Source organism: Flavobacterium sp. GSP6, from assembly GCF_003984855.1.
Taxonomy (GTDB): Bacteria; Bacteroidota; Bacteroidia; order Flavobacteriales; family Flavobacteriaceae; genus Flavobacterium.
This window is the reverse complement of sequence record NZ_RYDO01000003.1, coordinates 266,302-288,130: the sequence shown is the minus strand read 5'-3', so window position 1 is coordinate 288,130 and position 21,829 is coordinate 266,302. Positions and strand designations below refer to the sequence as shown.

Genomic DNA, 21,829 nt, shown 5'->3' with positions numbered 1-21,829 from the left:
AAATGGAAAACTCAAACCCGTCCATCGAGACACTTGTACGGTTACGAAAGGAGCTTCACAAACACCCAGAGGTTTCGGGTAAAGAAAATCAAACAGCAAAACGCGTCCTATCTTTTCTCGAAAATTACCCTCCGGATGAATTGATTACCGGAGTAGGAACAACTGGTGTGGTTGCAATTTATAAAGGTAAAAAAAATGGGAAAACAGTATTATTCCGATGTGAATTAGATGCTTTGCCAATTGAAGAAACGAATCGTTTTGAACATCGTTCACTAATTGATGGTGTCTCACACAAATGCGGACATGATGGACACATGGCTATTCTTTGTGGTTTGGCAGCTGAATTGCATCAGAACAAACCGGACTCAGGAACCGTCATTTTGCTGTTTCAACCGGCTGAAGAAGATGGTAGTGGTGCTCAAAAGGTGTTTTCAGATACTAAATTCACTTTGATTCAACCTGATTACGTCTTTGCGCTGCACAATTTACCAGGGTTTCCAATGCATCAAATTGTAGTAAAAAACGAAACTTTTACCTGCGCCGTAAATAGCATTATCATAAAATTAAAAGGAAAAACAGCCCATGCCGGTGAACCTGAAAGAGGAATTAATCCTACTCTGGCAATAGCCGCCATTATCAATCAATTTAATGCTACTATTCAGACCGATATTACCAAAGAAAACTATTGCCAGATAACTCCCATTTATACCAAAATAGGTAAAAAAGCATATGGTGTAGCAGCTGGTGCGGGAGAAATTCATTTTACAGTACGAAGTGATAGCAATTTACAGATGAGAAAGATCGAAATAGCTTTAGAAAATGCAGCCCAATCAATCGCAAAAGAATATCAACTGAAGTGTAAAACGCAATGGACACAAAGTTTCCAAGCCAATGAGAATGACAAAACTGCTGTAGCATTCATCAAAAAGGCAGCAGAAATTAATGGTTTTGAACTATTCGAAAAAGAGAAACCATTCACTTGGGGCGAAGATTTTGGTTTGTTCACACAGCACTATCCCGGCGCCATGTTCGGACTGGGAGCTGGGGTAAACACTGCCGCACTACACAATCCTGATTATGATTTTCCTGACGAAATTATAGCAACTGGAGTGGCTGTTTTTCATCACATCAGCAAACAAATTACAAATGCACACTAACTCAATAATAGAGCTTAATCGCTCCGCGTATCAAAAGAACATCGATTTTCTAAAAAAGACCTTTGGAAAAAAAGTACTGATTTCCTCTGTCGTAAAAGGAAATGCGTATGGTCATGGAGTACAGCCGTTTGTGGCTATGGCTTTTCAATGTGGTGTAACTCATTTTTCTGTTTTTGATGTTCAGGAAGCCAAAGTCGTAAAAACAACACTACAGGACAAAGCAACTATTATGGTTATGGGACTCGTTCAGGATGAAGATATGGAATGGGTAATCAAAAATGATATTGAATTTTTTGTCTTTGATAAAACTCGACTGACGAAAGCTATGAAAACAGCTAAAAAACTCGAAAAAAAAGCAATTCTGCACATTGAAGTAGAAACCGGAATGAACCGAACTGGTTTTGACAAAAACGAACTGAATACTGTTATTACTTTTTTAAAGAGAGAAGAACAACATCTATCTTTCAAAGGGCTTTGTACTCATTATGCCGGGGCCGAAAGTATCGCTAATTATTACAGAGTGGATCAGCAAATCAAGAAGTTTGAAGAAATTTATGCCTTTTTTTGTAAAAATGATCTGAAGCCACAAATGAGACATTCTGCTTGCTCTGCAGCATCAATAATGTTTCCACAAACCAGAATGGATATGGTGCGAATCGGAATAATGCAATACGGATTGTGGTCCAGTCCGGAAGTATTTGTTACCTATCTCAATTCTAAAAAAAATAAAATAGATCCGCTGCAACGCGTTATCACTTGGAAAAGTGCTATAATGAGCGTAAAGAAAGTAAATATTGGTGATTTCATTGGGTATGGAACCAGTTTTATGGCCAAAAGAAAAATGAAAATTGCTGTTATCCCTATTGGTTACTGCCACGGATACAGTCGCTCGTTGAGCAACCAAGGTCGTGTACTTATTCATGGACAACGCTGTATTGTAGTGGGTTCCGTAAACATGAACATGATGACTGTCGATGTTACTGATATCGACATGGCAAAAAAAGAAGATGAAGTGGTCTTGATAGGCACACAAAAAGAGCTATCCGTTTCTGTAGCTTCCTTTAGTGATTTCAGCAACCAACTCAATTACGAATTATTAACTCGGATTTCCAAATCAATTCCACGTAAAATCATAGAATAATGGCTTTTATAAAACTATATCGCAAAAAACTTGAAGAAAATTATGCCTTTCTGGATACTATTTTTAAATCCAGAAATATACAATGGGGAGTGGTTTCCAAACTATTGTGTGGAAATAAAATTTATCTCAAAGAAATCATCGCTTTAGGAGTACGTGAAATTCATGATTCCAGAGTAAGTAATTTGAAAAAAATTAAAGCCTTGGATCCGGAAATTCAAACCGTGTATATTAAACCACCTGCTAAACGAAGTATTGAAAGTATTGTGCGGTATGCTGACATCAGTTTTAATACTGAAATCTATACCATACAATTACTTTCAGAGGAAGCCGTAAAACAAAACAAGACCCATAAAATCATCATTATGATTGAAATGGGAGACCTTCGTGAAGGTGTAATGGGAGAAGAATTGATCGATTTTTATGGCACAATTCTAAAAATGCCTAATATTGAAATCTCTGGAATTGGTACCAATTTCAATTGCCTTAGCGGTGTAATGCCTACGCAGGACAAATTGATTCAATTGAGCTTATACAAACAGCTAATTGAAGCTAAATTCAATATCAGTATTCCATTTGTCTCCGGAGGAACTTCTGTTACTGTACCGCTACTCCTAAAAAATGCCCGACCAATGGCCGTGAATCATTTTCGAATAGGGGAAGCCCTATTTTTCGGGAAAGATTTGTTTACAGGAAATACCATAGAAGGAATGCACAATGATGTTTTCAAATTATACGCTGAAATCATCGAAATTACAGAAAAACCAAATACACCAACAGGGGAGTTAGGCGAGAATGTAGCCGGAAATTCCTTTTCGATGGATGCTGTCACTGATTTAGGCGATACTTCCCTTAGAGCTATTCTAGACATTGGTTTGTTAGACATGCAACCACAATACATCGAATCTGATGATACGGATATCACTATAGTAGACGCCAGTTCTGACATGCTGGTTATAGACATTTCAAATTCTAAAAAAAATTATAAAATTGGGGATTTAGTGGCGTTCAAAATACGATATATGGGCGCATTGTATCTTTTAAATTCTGCTTATATCGAGAAAATAATCGAATAAAAGGCAATTTTATACCCTACCTTGTATACGCATCTCACGCATCAATACTGAGTAAATTAAGTCTATAGTATTAAATATAAACACAAATCACACGAATTTCCACGAATTGAATCGTAGAAATTAGTGCAATTCGTGTTTAATATTAGATCTAGTATTTTTCCAGACGTACCTGTTATTCTACCTTTTTAAATCTATCAATTCCTTCTCTTAACCATCCTTTGTAGGCATTGATATTTGAGTTATAACTTTCTGGTTTATCAGACAGCATATTCTCTTCTACATCTAAAACAATGTAATACGGTTGCGCATTGGCTTTGTACCTTGTAATTTGGAAATCGCTCCATTTATTACCCACACTTACAATTTCTTTACCCGTTTCTTTAGATACGTATTGCTCACTTTTTGGCAATTCTCTTTTATCATCAACATATAAAGATATTAAAACCACTTCTTCTTGTAATATTTTTAAAATCGCAGGATCTGACCACACATAATCTTCCATTTTTCTACAATTCACACAGGCATAACCCGTAAAGTCAAGTAAAATAGGTTTGTTTACTGATTTGGCATAAGCCAATCCTTTTTCATAATTATCAAAAGCAATAAGATCATGTGGCCCTAAATGTGCGCCTTCCGGCAAAATTTGGGCAGATGCATTTGAGCCACCTTGGGAGTTTCCTACTCCGTAAGGACTTTCGCTATAGGTCATTGGCGGCGGGAAACCAGAAATTAACTTTAATGGCGCTCCCCAAATCCCAGGAATCAAATAGATGGTAAAGGCCAAAACTACTAATCCAAAGGACAGTCGTCCTACTGAAATATGTGTCATCGGGCTATCGTGCGGCAACGTAATTTTTCCGAATAAATAAAAGGCCAATGTTCCAAAAATAGCGATCCATATTGCCAAGAACACTTCTCTTTCCAAGAAATGTAATTGCAAAACCAAATCAGCATTCGACAAAAATTTAAATGCCAAAGCCAATTCTAAAAAGCCTAAAACTACTTTAACTGTATTCAACCAACCACCGGATTTTGGCAATGAATTCAACCAACCCGGGAACATCGCAAACAACATAAAGGGTAAGGCTAGAGCCAATGAAAACCCAAACATACCCACAATTGGAGCTATTCCGCCTTTAGAAGCCGCTTCGACTAATAGGGTTCCTACAATCGGTCCGGTACACGAAAACGAGACAATCGCTAACGCCAAAGCCATGAATAAAATTCCAACTATCCCACCTCTATCCGCTTGATTATCCACTTTATTTGCCCAAGAATTAGGCAGCATAATCTCAAAACCACCCAAAAAGGAAGCTGCAAAAGTGACTAACAAAACAAAGAAAATAATATTGAACCAAACATTCGTGGACAACGCATTCAGCGCATCGGCACCAAAAATCCACGTCACTAAGAATCCTAAAACTACATAAATGAATATGATAGCTACTCCATAAATAATGGCATTACTAATCCCTTTTGCTTTTGTTTTGCTTTGTTTAGTAAAAAAACTGACTGTCATAGGAATCATTGGGAAGACACAAGGCGTAAGCAATGCGGCAAATCCAGATAAAAAAGCAATGAAGAAAATAGACCATAATCCTCTTTTTGTAGCTGGTTCAGAGTCTAGAGGAACGATTTTTTCAGGAGTACTCACCTGCTCCTCCGTAATTGCAATTTGCGAAACTACGGTATCAACTTTTGCAGAATCTACTATGGTTACATCCGTTGCTACTGCCGTTGTTTTTGAAACCACAGGAATTGCAAACGTGAAATTCTTCTCCATATTAATACAAACCTCTTTGCACACCTGATAATTAAAATCGACTTTAATTTCGGTCAACTTTGAATTTGTTAGTGTAATTTCCTGTTGAATTTGACCTTTCTTTTCGAAGAATGTTTCGTTAACTTCAAATATGTCATTAAAAGCAGTTCTCGTTTTACTTTCTTTGGCTTTGCCCACTAGAGTGAAGTTCCCTTTTTGGTTTTTGAAAATGATTTCCAGTGGCAACGGCCCTCCGTCTGGAGTAAATTGAGAATACAAATGCCAATCCTTTTCTATAACAACATTAAAAGTAAGAATATAATTAGTGTCCGATTTTTTTTCTATTTTAGTTGTCCATTTGGCGGGATCCAGAATCTGGGCATTTCCATTGGCAAAAGCCAAAAAAGCAATAAGTATAAATAGTAGTTTCTTCATTATTCTGATTGTATTTTAAGTATATTTTTAGTTGTGTTGTCTATTCTAAAGCGTTCATCCTGACGTAGACCAATTATCCAGACTATTTCATCATTCGAACATAAAAGCCAAGAATTTTCTTTTTCTAGCAAGGATAATTTTTCATCTTTAAAAAACTTGCTCACTTTCTTTGACTTACCGTTCATCCCAAAAGGCTGAAAACTATCGCCTTCGTTCCAATGGCGTAAAATTAATGGATACTGCACTTTATCACCATCTACAAAGATAGTTTTATTTGAAACGATACCAATGTCGGCTACTTTGCAAAACGTAAGATTTAAGGGAATATTAACTTCTTTTTGATTTTCATCTATAAAATATTTGTCCTTTACATTTACGAAATTTATCGGACTTAGGATTAAGTAATCCCTGTCTTTTAATACTCTATATTCTGGAGAAAAAACATGTTTCCCAGATTGACTATCAACCAAATCATAAATATCATCCCAAGCTTTGAATCCAAATTCTTTCAGCCATTGGTACAAATAAGATTTGTAATTGGGTAATTTTTTTAGTTTTTTTAAATCAAAATAAATAGTCTCATTCTCTTGCTTCACCACTTGCTGATAAATCATAATCGAAGCATCTTCAGCCATAACTTGCGCGTCTTGCAAATACAGTTGTGTTTTGTGAAACGAGGAAAGAAAATTAGAATTCAATTCTTTTAACATCGGAACCAGATGATGCCGAATTTTATTCCGAAGGTATTTATCGGATGCATTACTGCTGTCCTCGCGCCATTTAATGTTATTTAATTTGGCATAATCTTCCATTTCTTTTTGGTTAAAGGCCAAAAGTGGGCGAATTACTTTATCGTTCTGCTCCGGAATTCCTGTCAAACCTTCTAATCCTGTTCCACGACTCAGATTGATTAGGAACGTTTCCAAATTATCATCGGCATGATGTGCTGTGAGAATATAATCGAATTTTTCAGTCTCTAATAACTCATAAAACCAGTTATATCGCAACTCGCGGGCTGCAACTTGTGTCGAAATTTTATAATCTTCAGAAAAAGCTTTGGTGTCAAATTGTGTTATAAATACTGGAATAGCATTTGCCGCAGCATATTCCTGGACAAAATTTTGGTCTTCAAAACTTTCCATTCCACGCAATTGAAAATTACAATGTGCAATTCCAATTTTATAATTCAATTGCTGAAACAAATGCACCAATACCATACTGTCTTTCCCGCCACTTGTAGCAAGAAGTATTTTTTTTCCGTTCAAGAACTGGAAATTATGAAGAAGATGGTTTTGGAATTTCTGTAGCATATTCAAATTTAATTCATTCATTTTGATTTAACTTAAAACTTCTCGCATCGCTTTTGCTTTAAGCAAACATTCTTCATACTCCTTTTCAGGAATTGATGGCGACGTGATAGCGCTTCCAACTGAAAAAGAAACATATTTTTTTTCTTGATTGTACAAAATGCTTCGGATAACTACATTAAAATCGAAATCACCATTTGGTGTAAAATACCCCACAGCACCGCTATATAAACCGCGTTTTGTTTCTTCGAGTTTTTCAATTATTTTCATCACCGAAATCTTTGGTGCACCCGTCATACTTCCCATTGGGAAAGTTGTTTTTAAAGTATCTACTATAGAATAGTGCGCCTCTAACTTTGACGTAACCGTTGATATCATCTGATGCACTTGCAAAAAAGAATAAATTGTACACAACTCTTGTACTTCAACGGATCCTTTTTGTGCTGTTCGAGACAAATCATTGCGCACTAAATCCGTAATCATAATATTTTCGGCTCGTTCTTTTGGGTCTAAAGCCAATTGCATTTTCGATTTTTCATCTTCAATTGGGTCTGAAAATCGTTTTGCAGTTCCTTTAATCGGTTGCGAAATAATTAGTTCTCCTTCTTTCCTTAAATAACGTTCCGGTGTCGCCGAAAGTAAAAAGTGATTGTTGTTTTTAAAAAAAACGGCAAATGGCGGCTGAGAAATTTCGTTGAGTTTTATAAATTTTTCTATGGGATCAATCGTTGCATTTTCAGCAAAAAATTCCATACAGAAATTGGCTTCATAAATATCGCCCTGATGAATGTGTTCCAATATTTTTGAAACTTTTTGAAGATAATTCTCTTTCGGAATCCGTTGTTGGATCGTTATTTGTGAATTTTGAACGCTCAACGCTGAACACTGAACACTAATTTCTTTAAAGTCTGCCTCCACTTCCTCCACACACATATTGAGATATTGAATTTCGAGTTGATTTCCTTTCAATAAAAACAGTTTCTTAGGTTGGAAAAAATACAAATCCGGAAAATCCAGCCCGTCAAAATTAGCAGATTGCAACTGCTCAATATCATTTTTTAAATCATACGATAAATAACCAAAAAGCCAGTCTTTCGTATTTTGCTGGTACTGTTTCAAATCCTCAAAGGCATTGTAAACATCTGTTTTGATGGAGGTAAAAGCATCTACGGCAAGAATACAATCGCAACTGGAGTACTGTTGCGGATACTCATTACTATCCATAAAAACAACTTCACGAAATTGTTGTGACCAAAGTAAAAGTTGTTGTTTGAACAATTTTGAATCAGAAATAGACTTATAAATTGAAGTTCTCAAAAAGTTTTAATGTTTAAAAATTCAAAATTACAACAAAAAAAATTCTTCAATAACTGGTTATGCTAAAATTAGCTTATTTTTTTGTAAATTTGGTAGTGCGTGATCAATTTTGGATTTTTTTAATCGTTTAATCATTCCCGTTATGGCTTCAAAAATTTTCCTTAATTTAGCAGTTAAAGACCTTAAAAAATCCATTGTTTTTTTTACACAACTCGGATTTTCTTTCAATCCTCAATTTACTGATGAACAAGCCACTTGCATGATTACAGGAAAAAACATTTTTGTGATGCTGCTTACTGAGCAACGATTTAAAGACTTTACCAAAAAAGAAATTTGCAATGCCCATAAAAATACCGAAGTATTAATTGCAATAGATGTTGAAAGCAAAAAAAAAGTGGACGAAATAGTACAAAAAGCGATATTTGCGGGTGGTACAACGTATATGGAGCCACAAGATCACGGATCGATGTATGCCCATGGTTTTGCGGATTTGGACGGACACCAATGGGAAATTATGTGTATGGATGAACGTGCAATTCCCCAATAATTATTCTCAAATATGTAACCAATAAAACCATATACTATGAAAATTGTAATTATTATTATCCGAACTTTAATTGGAATTTTGCTTCTTTATGCATCAATTAGTTTTTTTCTAAAACTAGCTCCAGAACCAGAGGTTACCGGAAATTTCAAGGCTTTTAATGTGGGCTTGGTTGCCTCTACTTACATTATGCCATTAGCCAAGTCTATTGAGTTGTTATGTGGCCTAGCCTTTTTGACAGGGCGTTATGTTACTCTTGCCAGTATTTTAATTTTACCAATAACCATAAACATTTTATTCATAAATTTTTTCTTGTCTCCAGAGGGAATTCCTACTGCCCTTTTCTTATTCTTGGGAAATATGTTTCTAATTTTTAACCATTGGAACAATTATAAAAGTTTATTTATTGCTAAAGACTAAATAAGTGCACCTCATAACAAAATAACCCGCTCAATGTAGCGGGTTTTTTTATTCTATAGCAAAAATTCATTCTTTAATTAGACATGCAAAGCTCTATTGTCAGTAGCGGCTAGTGCTGCTTCTTTGATCGCTTCTGCAAATGTTGGGTGAGCATGAGACATTCTGGAAATATCTTCAGCAGAAGCTTTGAATTCCATTGCAACTACTGCTTCAGCAATTAAATCCGCACAACGAGCCCCAATCATGTGAACGCCTAGTACTTCATCTGTTTTTGCATCAGCAAGAATTTTTACAAATCCGTCTAGATCGCCACCAGCTCTTGCACGTCCTAAAGCTTTGAAAGGAAAACTTCCTGCTTTATACTCAACTCCTGAAGCTTTCAATTGCTCCTCTGTTTGTCCTACAGCAGCCACTTCTGGCCAAGTGTACACAACTCCGGGAATCAAATTATAATCGATATGTGGTTTTTGACCTGCTAATATTTCAGCCACCATGGCTCCTTCTTCTTCTGCTTTGTGTGCTAACATTGCGCCACGCACCACATCGCCAATTGCATAAATAGTAGGAACTGAAGTTTGCAAATGATCATTTACTTCTACCATTCCTCTATCTGAGATTTTCACACCTGCTTTATCAGCATTTAATCCGTCAGTATACGGACGACGACCTACAGAAACTAGGGAATAATCTCCTTCCAGCGTAATTGTTTCTCCTTTTGTATTTTCAGCTTGAACTACAACGCCTTCACCATTTCGTTCTACGGATTTCACTTTGTGTGAAACATAGAATTTCATGCCTTGTTTTTTTAATACTTTAGTCAATTCTTTAGACAATGAAGCATCCATTCCTGGAATAATTCGGTCTAAATATTCTACAACAGAAACTTGTGATCCCAATCGCAAATACACTTGACCTAATTCGATCCCGATAACTCCACCACCAATAATTACTAAATGTTTTGGTACTTCTTTAAGTTTCAATGCTTCGGTTGAAGTGATGATTCTTTCTTTATCAATTTTGATAAAAGGCAAAGAAGATGGTTTTGAACCTGTAGCGATAATGATGTTTTTGGCTTCGATAGTTTCAGAAGTTCCGTCTGCTTTTGCCACCGCAACATGCGTAGCATCAACAAATGAACCCAATCCTTCCAGAACTGTAATTTTATTTTTGTCCATTAAAAATTTCACACCACCAGAAGTCTGATCTACAACTGCTTGTTTGCGCGCAATCATTTTTTCAAGGTTTACTTTTACTTCCCCGGAAACTTCAATTCCGTGATCTGCAAAATGTGCAATTTCACTGTAATGATGAGAAGAAGCAAGCAGTGCTTTTGAAGGAATACAACCAACATTGAGGCAAGTTCCTCCAAGAGTGGAATATTTTTCGATAATTGCTGTTTTAAAACCCAGTTGTGCACAACGAATTGCTGATACATATCCGCCTGGTCCAGAACCTATAATGACTACGTCAAATGAACTCATAGTATTTTTTTTTATTGTGTTTTTATAAAATGTTCCACAAAATTAAGGAATTAAGTTTTGTTTGAAGTTTAATTCAGAAGGTTTTTTGTTATGAAAATGACATAACCAATATTCATCAAAAAATTATTTATGGCTTTTTAGAAGGATCTCTATAAGTATGAAAATCAGAGTAAATAATAATTTCATCATTAAATACTTCATAAATAATTACAAAAGGGAATTTTTTAAAGGATAATTCTCTGAAAAACGGTTCTTTTTTTAGTGGGAATAGTTCAGGATTCATTTTTAATATTTTTAAATATCTTTTAAGATAAGTAGTTGGAACTATTTAATGTCATACTAAAAAATGAGTGAAATAATATTTAACATATAAGTCATATAAGAATTAAACCTTAAATGACCTTATGATTGTTATAGTTACATAAGGCTAACATAATCGAAACTTAAACTTACATGGCTTATATGGTAAAAAAAATGCAACATTGTTTTATTCTTATTGCTTAAGCAAAAAAAACTTTGCCTAATCCCTTTTTTTACTTTTATAAATTTCAATAGCCTCAATTATTTCAATTTCTGCTAATTTTGAAATAACTATTTTAAAAACCATATTTGGCATTTAATTGCTTCTCCAAATCTTCCCAAGAAGTTGATAAACTATTCCCGGAATGATAGACGGTTCTGGCTTCTTCCACTTTTTGATACTGATTATCCGAAACTAGGGAAGCTTTTTCTCAGTTTAAAATAGCGTCAAATATTCCTTCCAAAACGACTAATTTTGAATCATCCTGGATAAGTTTTCCAAAATTCACAATACCCTTTTGTCTAATTTCTTTAGTTTTCATGGAGCAATTGATTTATTCTAAATTTAATGACATTAAAACAATCAACATTTATATATCAACGACAGTCGTGCTTTTTACTTCGCTAATCATAAATGTGCTGTGCGTACTTCCTATATGTTGTAATGTCGTTAGTTTCGTTACTAAAAACTCTCGATAAGCTTCCATATCTTTTACCACAATTTTCAGGATATAATCATAATCACCGCTCACATGATGACATTCTAAAACTTCTTTTAGTTTCACCACTTCACTTTCGAACTTCGTGAGAAACTCTTTGGTATGCTGTATCAATTTGAGGTGACAAAAAACCACAAATCCTTTCTCGGCTTTGGAGCGATTAATCAACGCAACATACTTGTCAATAACCCCTTCTCTTTCTAATTTTTTAATGCGTTCATAAACGGCAGTAACGGAAAGATTGAGTTTTAAGGACAATTCTTTGGTTGTTTTCTTACTATCATTTTGTAATAAAAAAAGTAATTTTTTGTCTGTTGAATCTAATGTCATTGTGTTGCAAATTTCAAATTGATAGATAATCTATAAAAATCCTGATTACCGAACTAATTTAGTGAAAAAAATTAATTATTTAGTGTTATATAGTTTTATAATCTAATAAAACTACAGACTATTGATTTTTAATCTTAAAATATTTTGTTTTGAATAGGATTTCTTGACATACCGGAATGTCCAAGCCCTGATAGCAACGGCATCCTTTTACTTTTTTCTTTAAAAAGTAAAAGATAGAGTGAATAGCAGGAATAGCTTCAAATAACAATAAAAAATAATTATGAAAAATTTCAATCCCGCAGACAACATTCAGGATTTGCAGTACTTTGGCGAATTTGGTGGTGTGAATCCCTCTATTTCTGACTCCTCAACCTACACTTTTTTATCGGCAAAAACGATGTTCGATACTTTTGAAGGCAATATGGAAGGCTGTTATTTGTATTCACGTCATTCCTCGCCGAGTAATTTATACCTGGACAAAGCCTTGGCAGCCATGGAAGGCACGGAAACAGCGAACGTTTCGGCATCCGGAATGGGAGCGATTACGCCTACTTTGTTGCAATTGTGCGGTTCCGGCGACCATATTGTTTCTAGCAGAACCATTTATGGCGGAACGTATGCATTCCTGAAGAATTTTACACCTAGATTAGGTATCAAAACCACATTTGTTGACATCACAAAACTTGAAGTTGTAGAGGCTGCTATTACTGCTGAAACTAAAGTTTTGTATTGTGAGACGGTGAGCAATCCTTTATTGGAAGTGGCTGATATTGAAGGTTTATCAAAAATTGCAAAAAGACATAATTTGAAATTAGTTGTTGATAATACTTTTTCGCCACTATCCGTTTCGCCTGCTAAATTAGGAGCTGATATTGTGATTCACAGTTTGACAAAATACATCAACGGAAGCAGTGATACGGTGGGCGGAGTAACATGCGCCTCTCAGGAATTTATTGATAGTTTAAAAAATGTAAACAGTGGAGCCAGCATGTTATTGGGGCCAACGATGGATAGTCTGCGATCTGCCAGTGTGATGAAAAACTTGCGTACGCTGCACATCAGGATGAAACAGCACAGCCATAATGCGATGTATCTGGCGGAACGTTTTGAAAAAGACGGAATCAAAACAGTGTATCCGGGGTTAAAAAGCCATCCGAGTCATGAGATCTATAAAAGCATGATTAATCCTGAATATGGTTTTGGCGGAATGATGACGCTGGATGTTGGAACTTTGGTGAAAGCCAATGCTTTGATGGAGTTGATGCAGGCCAAAAATCTAGGGTATCTGGCGGTGAGTTTAGGCTTTTATAAAACCTTATTCAGCGCGCCGGGAACCTCAACTTCCAGCGAAATCCCTTTGGAGGAACAAATTGAAATGGGATTGACAGACGGTTTGATTCGGTTTTCTATCGGATTAGACAATGATATTGAAAGAACGTATCAAAGTATGACGGCCTGTATGATGGAATTGAATCTGCTAAAATAAGGAGCCATAGTCATAGAATGATTATCCTTTAGCCGCGTATCATTTTTAAGGAAAACTAGAAAATACAAAAAAAGCTTCGAATTTCTTCGAAGCTTTTGCTTTCTGGGTGGAAGACGGGGCTCGAACCCGCGACCCTCGGTACCACAAACCGATGCTCTAACCAACTGAGCTACAACCACCATTTGCTTAGCGGTGGCAAATATACGATATAAGTTTATTTCTGCAAATATTTATTTCAAAAAATTACATGGAAATTAGATCAAATCTGCTAAGCTATTGACTGCCAAATATCTTTCAGTCGTAAAACCTTCTGCATGATCCAGTCCTGCAATCCTTCCTAAATCTCTGGAGCGATAATTCAGGCTTTCCAGAAAGTTTTTGCTTGTTATTGGGGATTCCGGTTCCTTTGAGTTGGCATCATAAAACTGGGAACTGTAGGCTAAAATTGCTTCAATTTTTTTATCGGTAAAACCTGTAATGTCGACTACAAAATCCGGCTCTATATTTTTCCATTGAATGTAATGGTAGACAATTTTTGGCCGCCAAGGCGCTTGCTTTTCGCCTGCTAATGAAGTTTCTATCTTGATCAACCCGGATAAAAAACAAGCATCAGACACCAATTTACTTCCTTTTGCATGATCAATATGGCGGTCATCAATAGCATTGCACAGAATAATTTCCGGCTGGTACTTGCGAATCATTTGTATAATTTCTAATTGGTGTTTTTCGTCATTGACAAAAAAGCCATCCCGCATTTTTAAATTCTCACGCACTGAAGCACCCAGTATTTTTGCAGCAGCATTCGCTTCCTGATCTCTGATATCAGCGGAACCGCGAGTCCCTAATTCGCCACGTGTCAAATCAATAATCCCAACTGTTTTTCCTAAGGATATTTCTTTTAAAATGGTTCCCGCACAACCTAACTCTACATCATCAGGATGCGCACCAAAAGCCAATATATCTAATTTCATTATTTTCTGTTTATTTTATTTAAAGTTATACTAACTCGCCTTCATCTAATATTTATAATACTTTTTTCATTGTCATTGATTTATGGACGCTTTCCTCCCACTCTTTTTCAGGGACGCTATCTTTTGTGATGCCACAACCCATATACAAATATGCGCTAGTCAATGCGAGATTCGAATCAAAATCAATTTGCATGCACCGCAAATTTACAAACAAATCAGAACTTACGGTATTGGTCGTGAAACTGCTGTTCAATTCCCCCAGAAAACCGGTGTAAAAACTCCTGTCGTACTGCTCGTTTTCTAGAATAAAAGTCTTAGCACTTTCTTTTGGCAACCCACAAACGGCAGGTGTGGGATGCAATAACTGAATTACTTTTTGCAAGCTGGAATCGGAATTTAAACGTCCAGAAATATCTGTTTTTATATGCCAGATACTTCCCGCTTTGACGCTGTACGGCTCCGTCACCAAAACTCCGGAAGCCACACTTTCCAGTTTTGAAACAATATAATCCGTTACAAACTGCTGTTCTTCTTTTTCTTTTTTGTGCCAAGTAATTTCGGATAAACCCAAATCTTTCTGCGTTCCCGCCAAAGAAATCGTTTCAAAAACGGCTTCAGTTGCTTTCAGTAATTGCTCCGGTGTAGCGCCCAACCAAGTTCCAATTTTTGGATGATAAAAACAATACACAAAAGTAGAAGGATAAAGCTGTACTAATTTTTCGAAAGTGGAAACCAAATCAAAATCTGCTACTTCAACGGTTTCTTTTCTGGAAAGCACTACTTTATTACATTCGTTATTCTTTATGGACTGGATCCCTTTGGAAACTAAAGCTTCAAAATTATTTTTAGCCAAGGCATCTACAATCGTAAATTCATTTTTAGAAATAGCATTTTCTTTTTTTTCCAAAGTAACCCGCACCATTTCCGATTCATTTTCAGGAATCAAATGCGTTTTGGTTCCATCAAAAGAAGCAAAAACAAACCCTTTTTCGGTAAAATCAACAGCTGAAAATACCGTATCATTTTGTTGAAAAGAACCAATTACCTCTGCTGAATCAGGCTTACAATACAAAACAAAAGGTAGTTTTTCCTGAAACTGTTTTTTGGCTTTAGCTATAATTGCTTCCATTATTTGTTTTCGCTTTTTCTTTTTGGCAAAATCATATTAGTCAATTTACAAAGCGATATTAAGGTATTGTTTTCATCCGTAATTCGTATTTCCCAAAGATGAATGCTTCGTCCTTTGTGCACGATTCGCGCTGTTGCCGTTACAATTCCGTCCCGCTTTGCTTTCAAATGATTGGCTGAAATCTCGATTCCGCGCACTTCACTTAGCTCAGAATTTACATACAGCATTGAGGCTGCACTGCCCACGCTTTCTGCTAAAGCTACTGAAGCACCACCATGCAACAATCCCATTGGCTGATGTACGGATGGATTAACGGGCATTGTGGCTACTAAAAAATCTTCTCCTGCATCAGTATATTCAATATTCAACGTTTGCATTAAGGTGTTTTTAGAAATGTTATTGTAATATTGAAGTATTTTTTCTTTGTCGAATGTCATATTTTTTACTTTAAAAATGTAAAATTAAATAAAAGATAAGTCACAAAACAGTAATTGCAATTGTTATTCTGATTTCGAAATAGATTTTTCCTATTTTTACAAAAAATACAACTAGATGCGTGCCAAAATAGTCCTGCTTTTTATTGGAATAGTATTCTCCATTTGTTCCTGCCGATCTGATTTTGAGACCGTAGCCAGCACCGGTGATTTAACATTTTCTAAGGATACAATTTATCTCGACACTGTTTTCTCAAACATTGGTTCCAGCACGTACCGACTCAAAGTATTCAACAAAAGCAAAAATGACATTACCATTCCAACCATTAAATTAGGAAAAGGATTAAGTTCTAAATACCGAATGACCGTTGACGGAATGCAGGGAACGGAAGGTAAAATTTTTACTAATGTGGCTCTTTTAGCCAAAGACAGTTTGTATATTTTCATAGAAACCACTGCAAATAGTACTGATGCTAACCCAAACGATTTTTTATACACCGATCAAATTCAGTTTGACAGTGGCGAAAACCGGCAAAATGTAGAACTGGTAACGCTCATTCAAGACGCTGTTTTTCTTTATCCAAAGCGTTTTACTAATGGAACTACTGAAACACTACCTATTGGAGACCAAAAAATAGATGGCTTTTATCTGGATGAAAACGATCCTGTAAATGGAAATGAATTACAGTTTACCAATGACAAACCCTATGTAATTTATGGATATGCAGCAGTTCCTTCAAATAAAACAGCCACTTTTGAGGCGGGAACCCGAGTTCATTTCCATGCTAATTCTGGGCTTATAGTAACCAATGATGCCTCCATCAATATTAATGGAACAGTATCTATAACGGATAAACTGGAAAACGAAGTCATTTTTGAAGGCGACCGTTTAGAAACTAATTTTTCGGATGTTCCGGGACAATGGGGAACCATTTGGCTTACTGATGGCAGTACGAATAACACATTGAATCACCTGACGATTAAAAATGCCACTATCGGATTATTGATTCAAAATAATGATGGCAGTACAGTTTCTATCAAAAACACTCAAATTTACAACAGCAGTACCTTTGGAATTTTGGCGCAGACCGCAAAAATAAATGGAGAAAATATAGTCATCAATAATGCCGGATTAGCCAGTTTAGCCTGTACGTATGGCGGAAATTATTCCTTTACACATTCAACCTTCAATAACAACTGGAACAGTTCCCAACAAGTGGCGGTTTTGATAAATAATTATATTTTGGGAGCAATTCCGGAAGTTAAAGATTTAACCGCAGCTACTTTTAACAACTGCATTATTTACGGTTCCTATTCAAACGAAATGAGTTTAAACAAGAAAACGGGAGCCACTTTTGAATACCAATTTAATAATTGCCTGATTAAATTTGATAACACATCGAATCAATTTGCAACGAATCCTGATTATCAATTCAGTACGGATACGGCACATTACAATGCGATACTTTTGAACAAGGATCCAAAATTCTTTAATATAACACAGAACAAATTTAATATTAACGAAACTTCGGCTGCTTTCGCAAAAGGGAATTCGGCATACCTGATTCCGTTAGATATTACAGGAAACACCAGAAGTTTACCCCCCGATTTAGGCGCATATCAAAACAAAGTATTCCCAAAATAAACAACTTTGAATGACAACACAAACTAAGACAAAACGCCTCCTATAATTAACTATTTAGTAACCTGATACACCGATTTAAAGAGTAGTTTTATCAAAAATTTTACTCAAAAATCCAATCTATTTTAAAACCAATTTAATCTATTATCAGACTATGAAACAAATCTACTCACTTCTCTTTTTATTTCTTTTCACGGCAGGTTTTGCGCAAGCGCCAGCAGGATATTATACCAATGCCACAGGAACGGGCTACACGTTGAAAACTCAATTATACAACATCATCAAAGACCATACAGTACAAACGTATGCAGGCTTATATGTTACTTATGAAACTTCCGATATTGATAATTTCTTTGAAAAGGACGGAACAGTTTTAGATATGTACTCTGAAAATCCTGCCGGAGCTGATCCATATACGTACACTATTGCAACTACGCAACGATGCGGAAGCAGTGGTTACGCAAAAGAAGGAGATTGTTACAATCGAGAACACATTATACCGCAATCTATATTCAGCGAAGCCTTACCAATGGTTTCTGATGCGCATTTCATAACGCCTACTGACGGAGAAGTAAATGGAATCCGATCTAATTACCCGCATTCTGTAGTAGCAACCGCTACTCAAACTACCCTTAACGGAAGTAAACTTGGAGCCAGTACAACAGCAGGTTATACAGGTCCTGTTTTTGAACCAATAGATGAATTCAAAGGGGATATTGCCCGTATGTATTTCTATTTTGCCACTCGTTATGAAAATACAGTTGCCGGATACAATTACCCAATGTTCAATAATTCAACTAGTAAAGTATTTACCACCGCATTTTTAAATCAACTGCTGGCTTGGCACAATCAAGATCCGGTAAGTGCCAGAGAAATTGCCCGTAACAACGCTATTTATGCGCGCCAGAACAATAGAAATCCTTACATTGACAATCCTAACTATGTAACGGCTATTTGGAAAACTGAAGCGGTTGATATTGAAGCTCCCTCTGCTGTTACAAACTTAATAGTAACCGAAACAACTTCAAACTCGGCTACTTTAACATGGACAGCAGCTACAGATAATGTTGGTGTTACCGGTTATGATGTGTATGTAAACGGTACATTAAAATCTACCGAAACAGGGTTAACTGCTACAGTAAACGGTTTAGTTGCATCTACCACTTATTCCTTTTATATTATAACCAGAGATGCTGAAAGAAATTCTTCGGTTGCCAGTACATCAGTAAATGGAACCACTAAAGCACCAGCTGCCGGTACCACTTTTTGTGCCTCTGAAGATTTTCAAACTATTCCTGCAAATGCAAGTTCTTATGCTACACAAACGTGGACTAACGCAGGAATAACATGGACCTCTACTGATTCTCGTACCGACCAAACATTAAATTCAAGAGCAATAACAATACGAAATGGCGCTCTTACCTCTTCATCTGTTGCTAATGGTATCAAGGATTTGACAGTTACCACCCAGCTTATTTTTTCTGGATCTGCAGGATCTTTTAAACTGAATGTCAATGGAACAGAAGTTGGCACTATCCCTTACAGCAGTACGTCAACGACGACGACAATACCAAACATCAATGTAACTGGGAATGTGATTATTACCCTTTCTGGAAACAGCACAGCATCAAATCGTGTTCGATTTGATGATCTTTCTTGGACTTGTGCCGCTTCACTTGGTGTTGATCAATTAGAAACAAAAAGTTTTGAAATTTATCCCAATCCATCCAATGGAAATATCAAAATAAATTTCAAAAATTCAAATGAAAAATACTCGGTTCAAGTATTTTCAGTATTAGGACAAAAAGTTTTTGAAAAAGAGTATACCAACAGTTCTTCTGCAGCGGTTAACAATCTTCAAAAAGGAGTTTATTTAATTAAAATAACCAACGATTCTAAATCAGTTACTAAAAAACTAATTGTAAACTAATTTAAGCACGAACCATTTCTTTTAAAGCGGCATTTATTGCCGCTTTTTTTGTTTTATTTTAGACTTGTTTTATACATAAAAAGAAAATTTTTAGCTCCTTTACAACTTAGCGCTACAGGTTTCCTGTTTATTTTTCTAAAAAAAATGCAACCTGTTGTACTTCAAATGTTACTAATTATGTTAATAAAAATGCAAATACCTTCATAATTTCATAACATATACCATCCAAAATGTTATAAATTTGTGAGTCTTCAGTATTTTCCCATTTGGAAGCCTGAGACTAACCCCAATAACCAAAACAAATTTAAATTATGAAATCGCCATGACAGAAGCTGTCTCAAACACCAATGAAGATCTGGCGATACCATATTCCTATAAAAAACAAATATTATCTACATATGAAAAAAATCTACTCTGCATTATTATTACTGTTCGTCACAGCAACGATAGCCCAAATACCAAGTGGTTATTACAACACCACCACAGGAACTGGCTACACACTCAAAACACAATTATACAACGTCATCAAAGGGCATACGGATAACGGATATGGCGGTTTATACACCATATATCAAACCTCGGATAGGGATTATTACTTTGAAAATGACGCCACAATTTTAGACATGTATTCTGAAAATCCTGCCGGAACAGACCCTTATAACTACTCCGCCGGAACAACCCAAAGATGTGGCACTTATAGTGTAGAAGGAGATTGTTACAATAGAGAACACATCATTCCGCAATCTACTTTTGGTTCTGCAGCCCCAATGGTTTCAGATGCCCATTTCATCACACCCACAGACGGAAAAGTAAACGGTCAGCGTTCTAATTATCCGCACGGACCGGTGACTTCAGCATCTTGGACTTCCTTAAACGGAAGTAAACTTGGAACGAGTACAACTTCTGGTTATTCAGGACCTATTTTTGAACCTATCAATGAATTCAAAGGCGATATTGCCCGAATGTATTTTTATTTTGCCACCCGTTATGAAAATACAGTTGCTGGTTATTCCTATGCAATGTTCAATGGATCGAGTAATCAAGTGTTCACGACCGCTTTTTTAAACGTATTGATTACTTGGCACAACCAAGATCCTGTCAGCACTAGAGAAATTGATCGCAACAATGCCATTTATAATTCTCAAAACAATAGGAATCCTTATATTGATCATCCTGAGTATGTACAGGCAATTTGGAACCCAAGCGCTGATGCACAAGCCCCAACTACTCCAACGAATTTAGTTGCTAGCGGAACAACATCAAATTCCGTTTCATTAAACTGGACGGCTTCCTCTGATAATAGTGGAGTAACTGGCTATAATGTGTATATGAACAGTGCTTTAAAAACAACCACAACCGGAACAACAACCACTATCACTGGGCTAACCGCTTCTACTGCCTACTCTTTCTTTGTAAAAGCTAAAGATGCTGCAGGAAATATCTCTGGCCCAAGTAACACGGTGAATGTGACAACTGCTGCAGCAAGTGGTTCAACTGCAACAGATTTATTATTTTCAGAATATATTGAAGGCTCTTCAAACAATAAAGCTTTGGAAATTTCGAACGCAACTGGCGCCGCGATCAGCTTATCGATTTATAGCATAAAAAAACAAACGAATGGTTCCGGTGCCTGGAGTACAGGATTAGCCCTAACAGGGACTTTGAATACCGGCAGTAAATTCACAATCGTAAATAGTTTAATGGCGTCTAGTTGTTATCCTACAAGCTCAGCAAACCTTTCTACATCAGCAACTGAAATGACTTTTAATGGGAATGATGCTGTAGGTTTATTCAAAAATGGCGTCTTAATTGATATCATTGGAACTTTTAACGGTGGAACTGCAAACTTTGCGGCGGATCAAACCCTGAGAAGAAAATCAACCGTTACGGCACCAACAACTACTTTTAATAAAACAACCCAATGGGATTCCTTTACATCAGATACGTGTAACAATTTAGGAAGTCGTACGATTGAAAAAACACCAAAAACCAGTGTGGCTTTAGATATAAATGATATTGCCCTCTATCCAAATCCATCCAATGGAACTTTCTCTATCAATAATTCGAATAAAAGGTATGCTATCGAAATTTATTCTATAATTGGTCAGAAAATTTACAGCGACGAAAACAGCACCAAATCAGAAATTACGCTGCCAAATAGTGTAAAAGGAACGTACTTGGTTCGAGTGACTATTGATTCCAATTCAGTCCTCAAGAAATTAATAATCAACTAATTAACAAAGCGGCAAAT

Annotated in this window: 18 protein-coding genes and 1 tRNA gene; 9 read left to right on the top strand and 10 right to left on the bottom strand. The window is 36.1% G+C overall.

The features are described 5' to 3' along the window. Positions 1-2: 2 nt before the first annotated feature. The 3 genes from EKM03_RS05260 to EKM03_RS05250 are packed head-to-tail and all read left to right on the top strand — an operon-like array spanning position 3 to position 3,371. Positions 3-1,157 (top strand): amidohydrolase, encoded by a 1,155-nt coding sequence (locus EKM03_RS05260; RefSeq protein ID WP_126577062.1) that lies wholly within the window; start codon positions 3-5, stop codon positions 1,155-1,157. Next, on the top strand, positions 1,147-2,298 hold the full coding sequence (gene alr / locus EKM03_RS05255) for an alanine racemase (RefSeq protein WP_126515466.1): 1,152 nt from the start codon (positions 1,147-1,149) through the stop codon (positions 2,296-2,298). Before EKM03_RS05260 ends, alr begins: the two co-directional genes overlap by 11 nt. After that, positions 2,298-3,371 carry an alanine/ornithine racemase family PLP-dependent enzyme gene (locus EKM03_RS05250; protein ID WP_126462586.1) on the top strand — a complete coding sequence of 358 codons (1,074 nt, stop codon included), beginning with the start codon at positions 2,298-2,300 and terminating at the stop codon, positions 3,369-3,371. Before alr ends, EKM03_RS05250 begins: the two co-directional genes overlap by 1 nt. Positions 3,372-3,543: 172 nt before the next feature. On the opposite strand, the gene EKM03_RS05245 is transcribed toward EKM03_RS05250, so the two are convergent. Genes EKM03_RS05245 through EKM03_RS05235 form a run of 3 tightly spaced genes read right to left on the bottom strand, consistent with a single transcriptional unit; the run spans position 3,544 to position 8,192 of the window. Further along, the gene (locus tag EKM03_RS05245) at positions 3,544-5,568 is read right to left on the bottom strand and encodes a thioredoxin family protein (RefSeq protein WP_126739985.1); all 2,025 of its coding nucleotides are present in this window, start codon (positions 5,566-5,568) and stop codon (positions 3,544-3,546) included. Continuing rightward, positions 5,568-6,878: a tRNA lysidine(34) synthetase TilS gene (gene tilS, locus EKM03_RS05240; protein WP_126740012.1), complete on the bottom strand. Its 1,311-nt coding sequence runs from the start codon at positions 6,876-6,878 to the stop codon at positions 5,568-5,570. The genes EKM03_RS05245 and tilS overlap by 1 nt, the downstream gene beginning before the upstream one ends. A 27-nt stretch (positions 6,879-6,905) precedes the next feature. After that, entirely contained in the window at positions 6,906-8,192 is a 1,287-nt protein-coding gene (locus EKM03_RS05235; RefSeq protein ID WP_126462592.1) for an anthranilate synthase component I family protein, read from the bottom strand. Between the two features lie 142 nt (positions 8,193-8,334). Between EKM03_RS05235 and EKM03_RS05230 the strand changes: the two genes are divergently transcribed. Both EKM03_RS05230 and EKM03_RS05225 read left to right on the top strand, forming a co-directional pair. Continuing rightward, on the top strand, positions 8,335-8,739 hold the full coding sequence (locus EKM03_RS05230; RefSeq protein WP_126739984.1) for a VOC family protein: 405 nt from the start codon (positions 8,335-8,337) through the stop codon (positions 8,737-8,739). A gap of 36 nt (positions 8,740-8,775) precedes the next feature. Further along, complete coding sequence (locus EKM03_RS05225; RefSeq protein WP_126462598.1) at positions 8,776-9,156, top strand: DoxX family membrane protein; 381 nt, start codon at positions 8,776-8,778, stop codon at positions 9,154-9,156. 77 nt (positions 9,157-9,233) lie between these two features. On the opposite strand, the gene lpdA is transcribed toward EKM03_RS05225, so the two are convergent. The 3 genes from lpdA to EKM03_RS05215 all read right to left on the bottom strand — a co-directional run bounded on the left by lpdA (position 9,234) and on the right by EKM03_RS05215 (position 11,986). After that, positions 9,234-10,637 carry a dihydrolipoyl dehydrogenase gene (gene lpdA / locus EKM03_RS05220; protein ID WP_126554111.1) on the bottom strand — a complete coding sequence of 468 codons (1,404 nt, stop codon included), beginning with the start codon at positions 10,635-10,637 and terminating at the stop codon, positions 9,234-9,236. 127 nt (positions 10,638-10,764) lie between these two features. Continuing rightward, entirely contained in the window at positions 10,765-10,920 is a 156-nt protein-coding gene (locus tag EKM03_RS14965) for a hypothetical protein (protein WP_156063275.1), read from the bottom strand. Positions 10,921-11,527: 607 nt separating this feature from the next. Further along, positions 11,528-11,986, bottom strand: a complete 459-nt coding sequence (locus EKM03_RS05215) for an Lrp/AsnC family transcriptional regulator (protein ID WP_126462604.1) — start codon at positions 11,984-11,986, stop codon at positions 11,528-11,530. A gap of 280 nt (positions 11,987-12,266) precedes the next feature. Between EKM03_RS05215 and EKM03_RS05210 the strand changes: the two genes are divergently transcribed. Then, on the top strand, positions 12,267-13,472 hold the full coding sequence (locus EKM03_RS05210) for an aminotransferase class I/II-fold pyridoxal phosphate-dependent enzyme (RefSeq protein WP_126739983.1): 1,206 nt from the start codon (positions 12,267-12,269) through the stop codon (positions 13,470-13,472). 104 nt (positions 13,473-13,576) lie between these two features. Here EKM03_RS05210 and EKM03_RS05205 read toward each other — a convergent pair. From EKM03_RS05205 to EKM03_RS05190, 4 genes are all read right to left on the bottom strand, one after another. Then, positions 13,577-13,652 (bottom strand) — tRNA-His (locus tag EKM03_RS05205). A gap of 74 nt (positions 13,653-13,726) precedes the next feature. Next, the gene (bshB1, locus tag EKM03_RS05200) at positions 13,727-14,443 is read right to left on the bottom strand and encodes a bacillithiol biosynthesis deacetylase BshB1 (protein ID WP_126739982.1); all 717 of its coding nucleotides are present in this window, start codon (positions 14,441-14,443) and stop codon (positions 13,727-13,729) included. Positions 14,444-14,495: 52 nt separating this feature from the next. Then, the gene (locus EKM03_RS05195; RefSeq protein WP_126739981.1) at positions 14,496-15,572 is read right to left on the bottom strand and encodes a chorismate-binding protein; all 1,077 of its coding nucleotides are present in this window, start codon (positions 15,570-15,572) and stop codon (positions 14,496-14,498) included. Continuing rightward, positions 15,572-16,009 carry a PaaI family thioesterase gene (locus tag EKM03_RS05190; protein WP_126739980.1) on the bottom strand — a complete coding sequence of 146 codons (438 nt, stop codon included), beginning with the start codon at positions 16,007-16,009 and terminating at the stop codon, positions 15,572-15,574. Before EKM03_RS05190 ends, EKM03_RS05195 begins: the two co-directional genes overlap by 1 nt. Before the next feature lie 115 nt (positions 16,010-16,124). Here EKM03_RS05190 and EKM03_RS05185 point away from each other — a divergent pair, with 115 nt between their 5' ends. From EKM03_RS05185 to EKM03_RS05175, 3 genes are all read left to right on the top strand, one after another. After that, on the top strand, positions 16,125-17,651 hold the full coding sequence (locus EKM03_RS05185; RefSeq protein WP_126739979.1) for a hypothetical protein: 1,527 nt from the start codon (positions 16,125-16,127) through the stop codon (positions 17,649-17,651). Positions 17,652-17,802: 151 nt separating this feature from the next. Beyond that, positions 17,803-19,578, top strand: a complete 1,776-nt coding sequence (locus tag EKM03_RS05180) for an endonuclease (RefSeq protein WP_126739978.1) — start codon at positions 17,803-17,805, stop codon at positions 19,576-19,578. A gap of 398 nt (positions 19,579-19,976) precedes the next feature. Next, positions 19,977-21,812 carry an endonuclease gene (locus EKM03_RS05175; protein WP_126739977.1) on the top strand — a complete coding sequence of 612 codons (1,836 nt, stop codon included), beginning with the start codon at positions 19,977-19,979 and terminating at the stop codon, positions 21,810-21,812. The last annotated feature ends 17 nt before the right edge of the window (positions 21,813-21,829 follow it).